This is a genomic window from Luteococcus japonicus (genome assembly GCF_003752415.1).
GTDB lineage: Bacteria > Actinomycetota > Actinomycetes > Propionibacteriales > Propionibacteriaceae > Luteococcus > Luteococcus japonicus.
Map to the genome: position 1 here is coordinate 2,301,127 of NZ_RKHG01000001.1, position 13,693 is coordinate 2,314,819.

11 protein-coding genes and 2 pseudogenes are annotated in these 13,693 nt (G+C 70.7%); 4 read left to right on the forward strand and 9 right to left on the reverse strand.

The features are described from left to right. Nucleotides 1-77: 77 nt before the first annotated feature. The gene (locus EDD41_RS10985) at nt 78-956 is read left to right on the forward strand and encodes a hypothetical protein (protein WP_148060538.1); all 879 of its coding nucleotides are present in this window, start codon (nt 78-80) and stop codon (nt 954-956) included. Here EDD41_RS10985 and EDD41_RS10990 read toward each other — a convergent pair. From EDD41_RS10990 to EDD41_RS11005, 4 genes are all read right to left on the reverse strand, one after another. Continuing rightward, the gene (locus EDD41_RS10990; RefSeq protein ID WP_123575932.1) at nt 837-2,222 is read right to left on the reverse strand and encodes a HAMP domain-containing sensor histidine kinase; all 1,386 of its coding nucleotides are present in this window, start codon (nt 2,220-2,222) and stop codon (nt 837-839) included. The two genes, EDD41_RS10985 and EDD41_RS10990, sit on opposite strands and share 120 nt — an antisense overlap. A gap of 163 nt (nt 2,223-2,385) precedes the next feature. Continuing rightward, nucleotides 2,386-3,210, reverse strand: coding sequence for an HAD-IIB family hydrolase (locus EDD41_RS10995; RefSeq protein WP_094763539.1), 825 nt, complete (start codon nt 3,208-3,210; stop codon nt 2,386-2,388). Continuing rightward, nucleotides 3,210-4,370, reverse strand: coding sequence for a glycerophosphoryl diester phosphodiesterase membrane domain-containing protein (locus tag EDD41_RS11000; RefSeq protein ID WP_123575933.1), 1,161 nt, complete (start codon nt 4,368-4,370; stop codon nt 3,210-3,212). Before EDD41_RS11000 ends, EDD41_RS10995 begins: the two co-directional genes overlap by 1 nt. Nucleotides 4,371-4,374: 4 nt before the next feature. Then, nucleotides 4,375-5,004, reverse strand: a complete 630-nt coding sequence (locus tag EDD41_RS11005; protein ID WP_094763541.1) for a DinB family protein — start codon at nt 5,002-5,004, stop codon at nt 4,375-4,377. A gap of 367 nt (nt 5,005-5,371) precedes the next feature. Here EDD41_RS11005 and hrpB point away from each other — a divergent pair, with 367 nt between their 5' ends. The 3 genes and pseudogenes from hrpB to EDD41_RS17570 all read left to right on the forward strand — a co-directional run bounded on the left by hrpB (nt 5,372) and on the right by EDD41_RS17570 (nt 9,559). Then, nucleotides 5,372-7,933, forward strand: coding sequence for an ATP-dependent helicase HrpB (hrpB, locus tag EDD41_RS11010; RefSeq protein WP_211336636.1), 2,562 nt, complete (start codon nt 5,372-5,374; stop codon nt 7,931-7,933). A gap of 444 nt (nt 7,934-8,377) precedes the next feature. Beyond that, a pseudogene (locus EDD41_RS17860) lies at nt 8,378-8,434 on the forward strand (hypothetical protein); the annotation flags it as partial. A gap of 124 nt (nt 8,435-8,558) precedes the next feature. Then, nucleotides 8,559-9,559, forward strand: a pseudogene (locus tag EDD41_RS17570) (cation:dicarboxylate symporter family transporter). Nucleotides 9,560-9,628: 69 nt separating this feature from the next. On the opposite strand, the gene EDD41_RS16910 reads toward EDD41_RS17570, so the two are convergent. The 5 genes from EDD41_RS16910 to cobT all read right to left on the reverse strand — a co-directional run bounded on the left by EDD41_RS16910 (nt 9,629) and on the right by cobT (nt 13,690). After that, on the reverse strand, nt 9,629-9,787 hold the full coding sequence (locus EDD41_RS16910) for a hypothetical protein (RefSeq protein ID WP_170165341.1): 159 nt from the start codon (nt 9,785-9,787) through the stop codon (nt 9,629-9,631). A 116-nt stretch (nt 9,788-9,903) separates the two neighbouring features. Then, on the reverse strand, nt 9,904-11,022 hold the full coding sequence (gene serC / locus EDD41_RS11020; RefSeq protein WP_123577032.1) for a phosphoserine transaminase: 1,119 nt from the start codon (nt 11,020-11,022) through the stop codon (nt 9,904-9,906). 240 nt (nt 11,023-11,262) lie between these two features. After that, entirely contained in the window at nt 11,263-12,045 is a 783-nt protein-coding gene (locus EDD41_RS11025; RefSeq protein ID WP_123575934.1) for an adenosylcobinamide-GDP ribazoletransferase, read from the reverse strand. Further along, nucleotides 12,042-12,623 carry a bifunctional adenosylcobinamide kinase/adenosylcobinamide-phosphate guanylyltransferase gene (gene cobU / locus EDD41_RS11030; protein ID WP_123575935.1) on the reverse strand — a complete coding sequence of 194 codons (582 nt, stop codon included), beginning with the start codon at nt 12,621-12,623 and terminating at the stop codon, nt 12,042-12,044. Before cobU ends, EDD41_RS11025 begins: the two co-directional genes overlap by 4 nt. Beyond that, complete coding sequence (cobT, locus tag EDD41_RS11035) at nt 12,623-13,690, reverse strand: nicotinate-nucleotide--dimethylbenzimidazole phosphoribosyltransferase (RefSeq protein ID WP_123575936.1); 1,068 nt, start codon at nt 13,688-13,690, stop codon at nt 12,623-12,625. The genes cobU and cobT overlap by 1 nt, the downstream gene beginning before the upstream one ends. Between the last annotated feature and the right edge of the window lie 3 nt (nt 13,691-13,693).

The following is a 13,693-nucleotide window of genomic DNA, read 5'->3' on the forward strand; positions in this document are numbered from 1 at the left end:
TGTCGGCCGCAGGTTGATCCCACCTCATCCCTGCGGCCGACAGCCCTTGCACCCGCCAAGGTGCGATGATTGCATGGATGACTACGCCAGACACCCCATCGTTGGTTGAGCGACGGCCCCACGAGCAGCGGTGGTTCCTGCGTCTGGGCGGGCGGGACCACGTGGCCACCACGAGTGGCCGGATCACCACCCACGTCGAGCTGCGCCGCGACGGCGAGCTGCTGCTGCACAAGGACACCCTCGAGACCCGGACCACGCTCACCTGCGACGAGGGATCCGTGCCTGGGCTGGAGGCCGACCTGCGCCGGACCCGGACCGGGCGCGTCAAGCGCGTCACCCTGCGCATCGATGGCCGCGAGGTGGACTTGGAGCCGGAGGCCGGATCGCCTGCCGCCCGACGGCTGACGCGGGAACGGCGCCACCCGTGGGCCTACGCGTCGCTCGACGTGCTGGTGGCCGTCGTCGGGGTGCTGCTGCCCCTGCTGGGGATCGGTGCCCTCATCAAGCTGCTGCTCGCGCCCGTCATCGCATGGCTGCTGGGGCTGCTGCCGGACTGGCACCTGCCGCGGATCCCGTGGCCGGACATCGACTGGCCAGACATCCCCTGGCCGCACCTCGACTTCTCCTGGATCCCGGACTGGACCCCGCCGTGGTGGTTCATCTGGTTCTTCGACCACCTGGGGCAGGTCAAACCCGTCCTCTTTGCGCTGGTCATCGCCGTCTATGAGGTCCGCCGGCGACGTAGGCAGGACCAGGAGAAGAAGGACCCGGAGGCGCTGGAACGCGAGGAACTGCTCGAACGTCTGGCACGGGCCATGCAGCAGGTGGCCGGAGGCTCAGCGCGGGCCGGGGAGCGTGACCACGAAACGGGCCCCACCCATCTCCGACCCGTCGACACGGATCGTTCCGCCGTGGGCCGTGACGATCTGGTGGACGATCGCCAGACCCAACCCTGACCCGCCCTGGTCCCGGGACCGCGACTCCTCCAGCCGGACGAAGCGCTCGAAGACGCGCTCCCGGTCCGCGGTGGCGATGCCATTGCCGTCGTCCTCGACCCGGATCATCGCGCCGGCATGCTCCAGAGGACGGACGTCCACGTGCACCCGGCTCCTCGCGTGCCTGGCGGCGTTGTCGCACAGGTTGCGCAGCACCTGGCCGATCTGGGTGGGGTCGGCCTCGATCCGGGTGGCGGTGATCTTGGAGGTCACCTCGACGGTGGCGGTGCGGCGCAACCGGGCCACCTCCTGCGCGGCCAGGTCATCCAGGTCCGTCTCCGTGATGGTGAGCTCGAGACCCCCGTCGTCGCTGCGCGACAGGGCGAGCAGGTCCTGCACCAGCTCCGAGAGCCGGCTCGCCTCGGTCTGCATCAGTGGCGAGAGTTCCCGCCAGGTCTCGATCCGGTCATCGGATGCGGCGATCTCCAGGGCACCCGACAGGCTGGCCATCGGGGAGCGCAGCTCATGGCTGGCGTCGGAGATGAAGCGACGCTGGGACTCGTGCGCCGCCTGCAACCGCTGCAGCATCTGGTTCATCGTGATGGCCAGGGAACGCAGCTCGTCCGGGGCCTCCGGCAGCGGCACGCGCTCATCGAGCGTCGAGGACGTGATCCGCGAGACGCGGGCATTCATCTCGTCGACGGGGTCCAGCGCGCGGCCACCCACCCACCAGGCCGTCAGGCCGGCGGCCAGCATCACCAGCGGCACGCAGGCCAGCAGCAGGCCCGTCGTGACGGTCACCGCAGACTGCTGGTCCTCCTGGGAGGTCGCGACGATGGCCACATAGGGGTCCCCCGCGTGGGTGATGCCCTGGGCCACCACCAGGTCACGGTGCTCATTGCGGTCCCCGGGGCCCCACCAGCGCACCGCCCCCTCCTGCTCCGCGTCGCCCGGCTGGGGGCGCATCTCGCTCAAGGGGCTGGTGTAGTGGGAGTTCGACGTCCACACCACTGCGCCGGAGCTGTCGACCAATTGGGCACGGTATCCATCGTCGAGCTGGAAGCTGGTCATGGCCGCGGGGCCGCGTTCCCCGGCATACGCGGCCGTGCGGTGGGCCACCTCCCGGGCCTGGGTGACCTGGGCATTGGACAGCGAGCTGGTCAGCAGGTTGGCCAGCAGGAGGATGCCGATGCACAGGGGAAGCGCCACCAGGAGCACGGCGACGGTGGTCAACTGTTTGCGGATCCCCAAGCGGGTCCAGCGGCCGACGATCCTGGTTCTGGGCATGGACCCATCGTGCCGCATCGGGTGCGGCCATATCGCGGGTCTCCCAAGGACGCTCGGCTTCCTGCGAGGCGCTCGGGTTGCAACACACTCGGATCACGCGAACCCGAGCGGCTGTCACGAACCCGAGCGTCTGGCGGCGGGGGCGGGAGCGCGGGAGAACAGGTCAGCTGGTGGGAAGCCCCGCCAGACGTCGCACGGTCTGGAAGAGCTCGTCCTGCCCGGCGCCGGTGACCAGGTGGGTGGCCACCTCGGTGACGGCGGGGGCGCAGGGCTGCACGCCGATCGAGGTGCCCGCGAAGGTCAGCATCGGCACGTCGGTGGCCGAGTCACCGCAGGCGATCACCTCGTCGGGTGCCAGCCCCAGGTGCTCGCACAGGGCCTTCAGGGCATTGCCCTTGCCGGAGGTGACAGGCCAGATGTCGTGCAGGCCCATGCCGGAGTGGGTCAGGTTCAGCCCGTCGATGGCGGCGACGGCCGCCTCCAGTTCCCCGATGTGCGCATCCGGCCCCTCACACAGGATCTTGCGGCAGCGCAGGCCGGCGAGGTCCTCCGCGGTGGCCACGGGTGCGTGGGTGTCCGCGACGCACCAGGTGTCGTGCTCCTCGCGGGCAATTGCCTCGGGATTGCCGAAGGCCAACCAGCGGCCGTCATCGGTGTAGACGTCGATGGCACCCTGGCCGTGGTCGTCGACGACGGTCAGTGCCGCCAGGGCCCGCGCCAGTTCGGGCGTCACCTCGAAGCCCACCTCGTGCACCACGGTGCCGTCGGCCAGCTTCGTGAGGGCCCCGTTGTAGCTGATCCGAGTCAGCGGGACGCCGATGGCCTCGTTCACCACGGCCATCGACTCGTCCAGCCGGGCGCTGGCCAGGGCCACGTCCAACCCGTCGGCCACCAGTGCCTTCACCGCGGCTGCCGCCTCCGGGGTGATCCGACTCCCGGTCAGCAGCAGGGTGTGGTCCAGGTCGAAGACCGCCAGCTTGATCGTCATCAGAATCCTTCGCCGTCCCTGCGCGCCCAGGGACTGGAGTCGTCGAGGATGCCCGGCGCCGGTGGAGCGACGGGCGGGGGAGGTGCCATGGGTGGCTCGGGTGCCATGGGCGCCCGTGGCTCAGGGTAGCCGGGTGTCGGCCACTGCGGCTGCACCGGCATCGGCTGGGGCACTGCCACGCCCGGCCCGCCCTGTTCGAAGCGACGCACGTCGACGTACATCAGGGTCTGCCAGATCGTCGTCCACACCGCGACGAGGAAGCTGAGCGCCAGGCCCAGCAGGCCCGTGACCACGGCCAGCGGGGCAAGGTCTTGGTTGTCCCGGATGGCCTCATTGGTGAAGTTGACCGTCGTGTTCAGCAGGTAGGGGAGCGCACCACCGACGATCAGCAGCCCCAACGTGCCCCAGAAGCGGCGGCTGGTCAGGGCCAGCGAACGCCGCAGCACGCCCAGGCCCCGGTGGCCCTCCAGAGCGAGGGCCTGCAGGCTGTAGACGAGCCGGATCTGCAGGTAGAGGCCGATCAGGAGGGCCGTGAGGAAGAGACCCACTGTGACGAGGACGGCGGTGTCCGAGAGCCAGTTGTCGCCGGCGGTGATGGTCACGAACAGCACCGACAGCATGGCGCCCAGCCCGAATCCGAGCGCGGCGCCGATCATGATCAGGGTCCCTGCCCGGCCGGTGGCGTCACGGGTCTGGTTCTCCGCAGAGTTCCACGTCGCGTCGAAGCCGCGCACCGTCTGGTCGACGACCGCCACCATCATGGAGGTGAACCGTGCCCACAGCCACACGGCCACGGCACCCATCAGCGTCGCGCAGACCAGGATGGCCGGAATGACCATGGTGAGCACCGGACGCGGATCGTACTTCCGGTCCTCGTAACCCGCGATGAGGCTGAAGACGCCCAGCATGATGACAATGACCGCGGGGAAGAACATGATTACCACGGCCACCAGAGCGCTGACCAGGCTGATTCCCAACAGCAGGAGACCCTTGCGCTTGCAGACCTCCCACGTGGCGCGGAACAGCCCCCCGATGCCCAACCGGCCCGGCGGCAGCACCGGTGGGCGGTTCGCCAGCGGAGCCCCGAAGAGGTTCGGGTAGTGCGGCCCGGGGCCAACTGGGACAGCGGAGGGTTGGCCCCACGGGGGATTGGTCATCATGGCCTCAGTTCTGGTCTTCCTTCGGGTTCTGGGCGACGGCATCCAGGGCGCCCACCTCGGCCTGCTTGGCGAGGGTGCGCAGCCTGGTCAGGTGCTCCTCCCAGAATTCCGTTCCCTGACCCCACATGTTGTCATTCGTGGCGGTCAGGCCGGCCTTGCCGTCGATCTGCTCCCGCACGATGTCCGCATGGCCCAGATGCCGGGCGGTCTCGACGGTGACGTGGACGACCAGGCGCTCGAGGGTGGTGGGCTCCTGCCACCACGGGACTTGGGCGACGGCATCGAGGTCCAGCTCGGCGCAGGTCTGGCGCGAGGCAGCGATGGCATCCCGATAGCCCTGGATGATCTCGTCGGCCCGCTCCTGGGCGGTGGCATAGAAGTCGAGGTTTCGGTCCGCGTCCATCCGCAGGTTCTCCAGATCCGGGTAGGGGCGTCCGAAGGACATCTGGAAGTAGCCGTACTCCACGGCGGTGAGGTGCTTGACCAGACCCAGCAGGTTGGTGCCGGTGCCGGTCATCGGGCGCCGCAGCTGGCCCTCGTCGAGGCCCTCCACCTTCCACAGCAGGGATCCCCGCTGTGTGTCGAGGTAACTGAGCAGGATCTCTTTTGTCTGGCTGGGGGTGCTGTCGCTCATGCTCCCACGGTATCCGCCGCAGAGCCCGGATCCCGGGGGGCGCTCGGGTCCAGGCATCCGAGTGGGTTTGCGTCAGCCGCGCGGGTTTCTGGGATCCGCTCGTGTTGCAACACACTCGGATTGCAGGAACCCACGCGGCTTTCGGGAACCCGAGCGGGTGCGCGGGCCGTGGCCGGGCAGCTGCGGCCGGCGCCGTGGGCCGCACCAAACGCGATGGGGCAGGGCCCACCACGAGAATCGACCGCGGGTGTGGCGGGGCCGCTCCCGCCCCGCAGGGGAAGGGCGGCCCCGGGCGCACGGGCGGTGCATTCTCGTGGCGGGCTCGGTACACAGGCGTCGTGGGGGCGGCGCTGCGAGAATGGAGCCCATGACCTTCGAGCCCATGACCTTTGATCTTGCGCGGATCGGGGCCGGGCTGCCCGTCACCGACGCCCGGGAGGAGCTGGGGGAGGCGCTGGCCGGAGGCATCGCCGTGGTCCAGGCGCCGCCCGGCACCGGCAAGACCACTCTCGTCCCGCCGCTGGTGGCCAACCTGCTCGGCGCCGGTGAGGGGCGGGTCGTGGTCACCCAGCCCCGGCGGATCGCAGCCCGTGCCGCGGCTCGACGATTGGCGCACCTGTCCGGAGGAGCGCTTGGCGGCGAGGTGGGATTCAGCATCCGCGGGGAGAACCGCACCAGCGCCGCCACCCGCGTCGAGTTCGTGACCACCGGCGTGCTGGTGCGTCGCCTGCTCAACGACCCCGCCCTGGACGGGACCGGCGCCATAGTCCTCGATGAGGTGCACGAACGTTCCCTGGACAGTGACCTGGCCTTCGCCATGGTGCGGGAGCTGCGGGAACTGCGCCCCGAACTCAGGGTGGTCGTGATGTCCGCGACGCTGGATGCCGAGCGCTGGGCCGGCCTGCTCGGGGAGCACCGGGAGGACGGGGTGCCGGCTCCCGTCGTCGCCGTCGCCGCGGACCTGTACCCCCTGGAGATCCGCTGGGCGCCAGCGCCGCCCGGCGTCATGAGACTGGACCAGCGTGGCATCACCGACGCCTTCCTGGACCATCTGGCCAGCGTCACGGCCGAGGCCATGGGCCAGACCCAGCAGGGCCGCGCGCTGGTCTTCGTCCCCGGCGCCCGGGAGGCCGAGCGCGTCGCGCAAAGGCTGCAGAACCTGGGAATCGAGGCCGATGCGCTGAGCGGTTCGCTGGATGCCCGTAGCCAGGACCGGGTGCTCACCGACGACGGCAGCCGGCGCGTGGTGGTGGCCACCGCCGTCGCCGAGTCCTCCCTGACAGTGCCGGGCGTGCGGATCGTCGTCGACGCCGGACTGGCTCGCGAACCCCGCTTCGACGTCGGCCGCCAGATGGGTGGCCTGGTCACGATCAGCGAGGCCCGCGCCTCGGCCGAACAGCGCTCGGGCCGCGCCGCGCGGCTGGGTCCGGGTCTGGCGATCCGCTGCTTCTCGGCCGACGACTGGCCCCGGATGCGGCCCTTCCCCACACCCGAGGTGGCCACCGCGGACCTCACCCAGGCCGTGCTGGACCTGGCCTGCTGGGGCGCTCCCCGCGGCGTGGGGATGGCGCTGCCCGACGAGTTGCCACCGGCGGCCGCCTCACTGGCCGAGCAGACCCTGCAGGGGCTGGGCGCCCTGGACACAGACGGCCGTGCCACCGAACGGGGCCGACGGATGGCGCGCGTCCCCGCCGACCCCCGGCTCGCCCGTGCCCTGCTGGACGGCGCGCAGCTGGTCGGAGCCGGGGCGGCGGCGCGGGCCGTCGCGCTGCTGAGCCTCGACGAACGCGCTCCCGGCGGGGACCTGGAGGCCCTGCAGCGTCAACTGCGGCGCGGTGGTGCACCGGCCGCCGCCCGGTGGAAGCAGGAGACGCAGCGGCTCGAATCCTTGCTGGGCAGACAATCCTCCGCCCGTTCCCGGGAGGATCCGGGGGCCCTGGGGCTGGTGGCGGCGCTGGCCTTCCCGGACCGGATCGCCCGGCGTCGTGGCGGACCGGAATCCACCTCCTACCTGCTGGCCTCCGGCACCGGTGCGGTCCTGGAGCGAGGTTCGTCGCTGGCGGGCCACGAGTGGCTGGCGGTGACCGACGCGGCGCGCAGCCATACCCGGGATGCCACCGGTGCGGTGGTGCGCCGTGCGGTTCCGATCACCCGGGACGTGGCCGAGCAGGCCGCGGAACACCTGGTGGGGGAGCGTCTCGAGGCCAGCTGGAGCGACGGACGGGTGACGGCCCGTCGGGTGGAGGCGCTGGGAGCGATCGAGCTGGGGGCCGTGCGGGTGGCGCCCACCGTCGAGCAGGGGCGCCGGGCCGTGCTGGATGCCCTGCGGGAGCACGGTCTGGGGCTGGATGCTCCTGGTCTGCTCAGCTGGCCGGAGGCGGCCCTCGGGCTGCGACGGCGCCTGGCGCTGCTGCACCACGTGATGGGGGACCCCTGGCCCTCGATGGCGGAGGCCGACCTGCTGGAGCGCGCCGACGCCTGGTTGGCGCCCGAGCTGGAGGCGCTGGCGTCGGGCCGCCAGGCCGCGACTCTGGACCTCGCCCAGGCCCTGCGCCGCCTGCTGCCCTGGCCCGCGGCGGGACGGCTGGACGAGCTGGTGCCCGAACGGCTCGAGGTGCCCACGGGTTCCCACATCCGGCTGGTCTACCCCGATGACCCGTCGGACCGGGTGGTGCTGGCCGTCAAGTTGCAGGAGTGCTTCGGCCTGTTGACCACGCCGACGGTGGCCGACGGCCGGGTGCCGGTGCTGATGCACCTGCTCAGCCCGGCGCAGCGTCCGCTGGCGATCACCGACGACCTGGCCTCCTTCTGGAGCAATGCCTATCCAGGGGTGCGGGCGGAGAACCGCGGCCGCTATCCGAGGCATCCATGGCCGGAGGATCCGCTGACCGCACCACCCCGCCGGGGGACGACCCGTTCGGGCCGCTGAAGACTTGTGGGCACGGGATTTCCTGATTGTTATGCAGTGCATCATAATTGGGTCATCGCGATGATGTGGCCGGGGCTCGGGGCCGTCGACCGGTGGACCAAGGATGGTGGCCCGCCCCGACACAGGACCTCTGGGGGGTCGCACCGGCACGGCGATCGATGTGCGGTTCCCCACCCGGACCTGCGTCCAGGGCTGGGGAACCGCCACCATCGGGACTCGCGCCCCGTCAGGAGGCACAGCCTCAAGCGTGACTCGACCTACGCTTTCAACCAGCTGGTCACCCCGTCGTAGGGTCGGGCGCGCAAGAGTCCGTCCTGCCACGAAGGAGTGCGCATGTCAGCACAGCTTGACCGTCCACCGGTCGTCGTCGAACCGAAGTAGCCCGCGCGGGACAACACCCACTGGCTCTACATCGGCGTCATCGTTGCCGTGATTGCCGGCATCGTGGGCGGCGTCGTCGCCCCCGAGTTCGCCAAGAGCTGCGCCTGGATCGGCAAGACCTTCGTCAGCCTGGTCAAGATGATGATCAGCCCGGTCATCTTCTGCCCCATCGTGCTGGGGCAGCGGCTCGGTCAAGGCCGCGGCCAGCGTCGGCAAGGCCGGCGGCATCGCGCTGGCCTACTTCATCACCATGTCCACCTTCGCGCTGGCGATCGGCCTTGTGGTGGGCAACTTCCTGCACCCCGGCAGCAACCTGCACATCAAGGCCGGCTCCGGCTCCGAGTACGCGGAGAAGGCCGGCGCGGAGGGCCACGGCACCGTCGAATTCCTGCAGTCCATCGTCCCCGAAAGCTTGTTCAGTCCGCTGGTGGGCGAGAAGGTCCTGCAGACCCTCTTCGTCGCCCTGCTGATCGGCTTCGCCGTGCAGAAGATGGGCAAGCAGGGCGAGCCCATCCTGAACTTCATCTCCACTTCCTCTTCGTCTTCGTCGTGCTGGGCCTGGTGCTGAAGGTCTTCACCGGCCTCAACATCTTCCAGCTGGTCAAGTACCTGGCCAAGGAATACCTGCTGATCTTCGCAACCTCCTCCTCGGAGTCCGCGCTGCCCAACCTGATGGCCAAGATGGAACACGTCGGCGTGCAGAAGTCGACGGTCGGCATCGTGGTGCCCACCGGCTACTCCTTCAACCTGGACGGCACCGCCATCTACCTGACGATGAGCTCCATCTTCATCGCCAATGCCATGGGCAAGCCGCTGGGCATGGGCGAGCAGATCAGCCTGCTGGTCTTCATGATGATCGTCTCGAAGGGTGCCGCCGGTGTCTCCGGCGCCGGCCTGGCCACGCTGGCTGGCGGCCTGCAGGCCCACCGCCCCGAGCTGCTCGACGGCGTCGGCATCATCGTCGGCATCGACCGCTTCATGTCCGAGGCCCGCGCCATCACCAACTTCTCCGGCAATGCGGTGGCGACCCTGCTGGTGGGCACGTGGACCAGGACCATCGACGTCGGCCGGGTCCGCGAGGTCCTGTCCGGACAGCACCCCTTCGACTACGCATCGATGACCGACGGCCACGGCGTCGGCGGCGACGAGGTGCAGATCGGCAAGGTGCCGCACCCCGGCGACGTGCGCAACCAGTTGCCAGCGACGCCCTACCCGGTGCTGCCGGAGGATGCCTCCAAGCACTGAGTACCCGCTCATGACAGTGCCCCGCCGACGTCCACGTCGGCGGGGCACTGTCATGAGGGGGTGGCGTGGTCAGGCGCGGGAGATCCGCAGCCCGGAACCCTGGGGCACCCGGACTCGCACGGTGCCGGCGGGGCGTCCGCGCAGCAGGTAGGCGATCGCCGTCGGGGTGAGGGTGACGGCGTGGCTGGGGGCGTTCAGGGTGCGGATCTCGTGCTGGTCATTCTTCATGGCTCACTCCTTGGCCTGTGGTGCCGGGTTGGCTGATGAGTCCATGGAAGTGGCCGAAGCTGTCCGCAGGCTGTGCGTGCGCCCAGCCTGCGGTGTGAGCCCGTGCGGGGCTCGGATCAGGAATTGGCGACGACGAAGTCGACGCAGCGGGTCAGGCGCGTGACGTCCTCGGGATCGACGGCCGGGAACATGCCGACCCGGATCTGGTTGCGCTTCAGCGCCCGGTAGGGGAAGACGTCCAGCACGCCGTTGGCGGCCAGGGCCTGCACCACCGCGGCGGCATCGATCGACGCGTCGAGGTCCACCGTGCCCACCACCTGGGAGCGGAAGGCCGGGTCCGCGACGAAGGGGCTTGCCCATTCGGTCTGCTCGGCCCACTGGTACAGCCGCTGCGAGGAGTCGCGGGTGCGGGCGTCGGCCCAGGCCAGGCCGCCCTGCTCGTTGAGCCAGTGGAGCTGCTCGTCCATCAGGATCAGCGGCGCGATGGCCGGCGTGTTGTAGGTCTGGTTCTTGGCGGAGTTGTCGATGGCGGTGGTCAGGCTGAGGAAGTCCGGGATCCAGCGGTCGGTGGCGGCAATCTGGCGGGCGCGCTCCAGGGCGCGGGGGCTCATGATGGCGAACCACAGGCCACCCTCGCTGGCGAAACCCTTCTGGGGGCTGAAGTAGTAGACATCGCACTGGTTGAGGTCCACGGGCAGGCCCGCGGCGCCGGAGGTGGCGTCGATGACCACCAGGGCGTCCTCGTCGGCACCCTCGACCCGCTGCACCGGCAGCATCACGCCGGTGGAGGTCTCGTTGTGGGGCCAGGCGTAGAGGTCGACGCCGGCGGTGGCGTGGGGGGCGACGCCCTGGCCGGCCGGAACCTCGATGACTTCCGGGTCGGCGAGGAAGGGGGCCCTGGTGGTCTCCTTGCAGAACTTGCGGCTGAACTCGCCGAGCACCAGGTGCTGCGCGCGATTGTGGACCAGGCCGAAGGTGGCGATGTCCCAGAAGGCGGTGGCGCCGCCATTGCCGAGGACCACCTGGTAGCCGTCGGGCATCTGGAAGAGCTCCGCGAGGCCCTCCTGCACGCTCCTGACCAGGTCCTTCACCGGGGGCTGGCGGTGGGATCCCCCGAAGAGCCCGGCGCCGCGGGCGGCCAGGGCGCTGATCTGCTCGGGGCGCACCTTGGAAGGGCCGGAGCCGAAGTGGCCTTCGGCGGGCAGCAGGTCAGCGGGGATGGTCAGGTGGGTCACGGTCAGCCTCTCGTCCGGGTGTCCGCCCATCCTTTCGCGTCGCGCTCCGGGCCGCCAGACGGGGCCGTTCGCTGGACCTTCCACGGGAATCCGCCACGGGTTGGCCAGCGGGGTGCCTGGGGGTGCCTCCTCGCGCGGGGACCGGCCGGACCGGTGGGATCGAGTGGTCGATTTCCGTGGCCGGGGCCGCGACAGGAGCGGCCCACGGGGGAGGGGGAGGCAGGCCGGGCAGCCTTGGGGTCAGGCCAGCAGCCCACACACCAGGGCGGCCAGGATGGCGAAGCTGGTCTGGGCGACCTCGATCAAGGACCCGAAGGTGTCACCGGTCAGACCCCCCAGCCGGCGCAGCAGGTGCTTCCGCCAGCGGCCGGCCACCAGCCATGCGATCACGGCCCCAAGGGGGAGGCCGACGGCAAGGCCGAAGCCACCGGTGAGGAAACCAGCCGCGGCGGTCACCAGCAGCACGGCAAGCGAGTCCAGTACCGCCGTGGTGCGCGAGGTGACCCCGGTGAACAATGCCCCGAAGCCCTTGGCCCGGGCCCCGGGAATGCCCTCCACCGTCGCGTGCACCGCGGCGATCCGGCCCACCATCGGCAGGCAGGCCACCGTCGCCACCAGCGGAAGCCCGCCCAGGGACTCCGAGGCCAGGGCTGTGGCCTGCAGCAGCAGCACCAGCACCACCGTCGCCACCCCCATCGGCCCGATGTCCGAGTGCCGCATGATGGCCAGCGCCTCCTCCGGAGGCTTGCGGGAGGCCAGGCCGTCTGCGGTGTCGGCGACGCCATCCAGGTGCATGGCGCCCGTGACACCGGTGATGGCGGCCAGGCCGGTCATCGCGGCCAGCAGGTCACCGGCGCCGCACAACACGACGACTGCCGCCACGGTCGCCCCGATCAGACCACACACCAGCCCGGACCACGGCAGCGCCACGATCACTCGACGGTTGACTTGCGGCGTCACCTCCATGGTGGGCGGGACCGGCAGCAGGGTGAACATGCCCAGTGCGGTGACAAGGGATTTCACGAGGCGTCCTTCAGGGTCATCGGGATCCCGGCGGTGCAGAAGACCACCCGCTCGCACGCACCGGCCACCCGGGTGTTCAGGATGCCCAGCTGGTCCCGGAAGAAGCGTCCGGACCAGTGCGCCGGCACCACACCCTGCCCCACCTCGTTGCTGACGAAGACCACCTCGCGCCGGGTCTGTTCCACGGCGGTCACGAGTTCGTCGATGCGGCGCTGCAGCCGCGCACGGGGGGCCTCGACAGGCTCGGCTGTCGAGGAGGGCTCGGCCTCCCAGATGCCGCACTCATCCATCATCCGGGTGATCCACACCCCGAGGCAGTCCACCAGGACCACCGGTTCGACGGGCTCACCGGACAACGCGGGGGGCGTCCGCAGCACCGAGGCGATGTCCGCCGTCTCCAGGGTGCGCCAGTGTCCCGGGCGTCGCGCCTGGTGCAGGGCAATCCGCTCCACCCACTCGGCGTCGTCGGGATTGACCGCGGAGGTGGCGACGTAGTCCACCGCAGCGGCCCCCATCACCAGCTGCTCCGCGTGGGTGGACTTGCCGGAGCGCGCCCCGCCAAGCACCAGGGTCCGCATCACTCGTGCTCCCCGGTGACGCCGGCATCGGCGAAGGTGGCCATCTCCCGCAGGATCTTTGCGGCGGTCACCACCACGGGAAGGGCCAGCGCCCCTCCGGAACCCTCGCCCAGGCGAAGGTCCAGGCTGACCACGGGCCGGATGCCCAGGGTCTTCACGACGGCCTGGATGCCCGGCTCCACCCCGGCATGCCCGGCGATCAGGTAGCCCTTGGCGGCGGGGCACAGGGCGACGGCCACCAGCGCCGCGGAACAGGCGATGGCGCCATCCAGCACCAGCGGCACCTTCTGTTCGGCGGCTCCCAGGATCAGGCCCACCATGGCGGCGTGCTCGAGGCCTCCGACGCACTGCAGCGCGCGCAGCGGATCGGCGGCGGCGCTCCGGGTGGTCAGGCCGTGCAGGGCGAAGCCCTGGGCGATCACCTCGCACTTGCGGGTCAGCATCGCGTCGTCCGCGCCGGATCCACGGCCGGTCACCTCGGCGACGTCGACTCCGGTGAACAGACTGGTCAGCGCCGACGACGGGGTGGTGTTCCCGATCCCCACCTCGCCCGGGACCAGTGCCGCGAACCCGTCGGCGACGGCCTGCCGTGCGGCGTCCAGACCCACCTGGATGGCCTGCTCGCACTGCTCGGGCGTCATGGCGGGCTCGACGGTGAAGTCGGCGGTGCCGCCGCGCACCACGACGGCGTCGACGACGCCCTCGGCGGGGGCCAGCATGCCCACGTCGTAGACCGTCAGGGTGGCTCCGGCCGTGCGGGCGATCACGCTGGCACCGGCGCCGCCCCGGGCGATGTTGGCGGCCATCTGCACCGTGACCTCCTGGGGCCAGGGGGAGACCTTCTGCCGCTGCACGCCATGGTCGGCGGCGAAGACGCACACCTTGGCCGGCTCCGGGACCGGCGGCGGGCAGGTGCCGGCGATGGCGCACAGCTGGTTGCCCAGCGTCTCCAGCTCGCCCAGCGAGCCGGGCGGCTTGGTCAGCTGGTTCTGCCGCTCCTGTGCGGCGGTGCGAGCCTGCTCGTCGACGGGTGTGATGGTGGCGATGGTCTCGGCCAGGGTGCTCATGTG

Coding starts and splice junctions, on each gene's coding strand:
- EDD41_RS11005 (WP_094763541.1), bottom strand. CDS start 5,004: ATGAGCGACAGCACCCCCAGCCAGACAAAAGAGATCCTGCTCAGTTAC.
- EDD41_RS16910 (WP_170165341.1), bottom strand. CDS start 9,787: ATGAAGAATGACCAGCACGAGATCCGCACCCTGAACGCCCCCAGCCAC.
- EDD41_RS11000 (WP_123575933.1), bottom strand. CDS start 4,370: ATGATGACCAATCCCCCGTGGGGCCAACCCTCCGCTGTCCCAGTTGGC.
- hrpB (WP_211336636.1), top strand. CDS start 5,372: ATGACCTTCGAGCCCATGACCTTTGATCTTGCGCGGATCGGGGCCGGG.
- EDD41_RS10990 (WP_123575932.1), bottom strand. CDS start 2,222: ATGCCCAGAACCAGGATCGTCGGCCGCTGGACCCGCTTGGGGATCCGC.
- cobU (WP_123575935.1), bottom strand. CDS start 12,623: ATGCGGACCCTGGTGCTTGGCGGGGCGCGCTCCGGCAAGTCCACCCAC.
- EDD41_RS10985 (WP_148060538.1), top strand. CDS start 78: ATGACTACGCCAGACACCCCATCGTTGGTTGAGCGACGGCCCCACGAG.
- cobT (WP_123575936.1), bottom strand. CDS start 13,690: ATGAGCACCCTGGCCGAGACCATCGCCACCATCACACCCGTCGACGAG.
- EDD41_RS10995 (WP_094763539.1), bottom strand. CDS start 3,210: ATGACGATCAAGCTGGCGGTCTTCGACCTGGACCACACCCTGCTGCTG.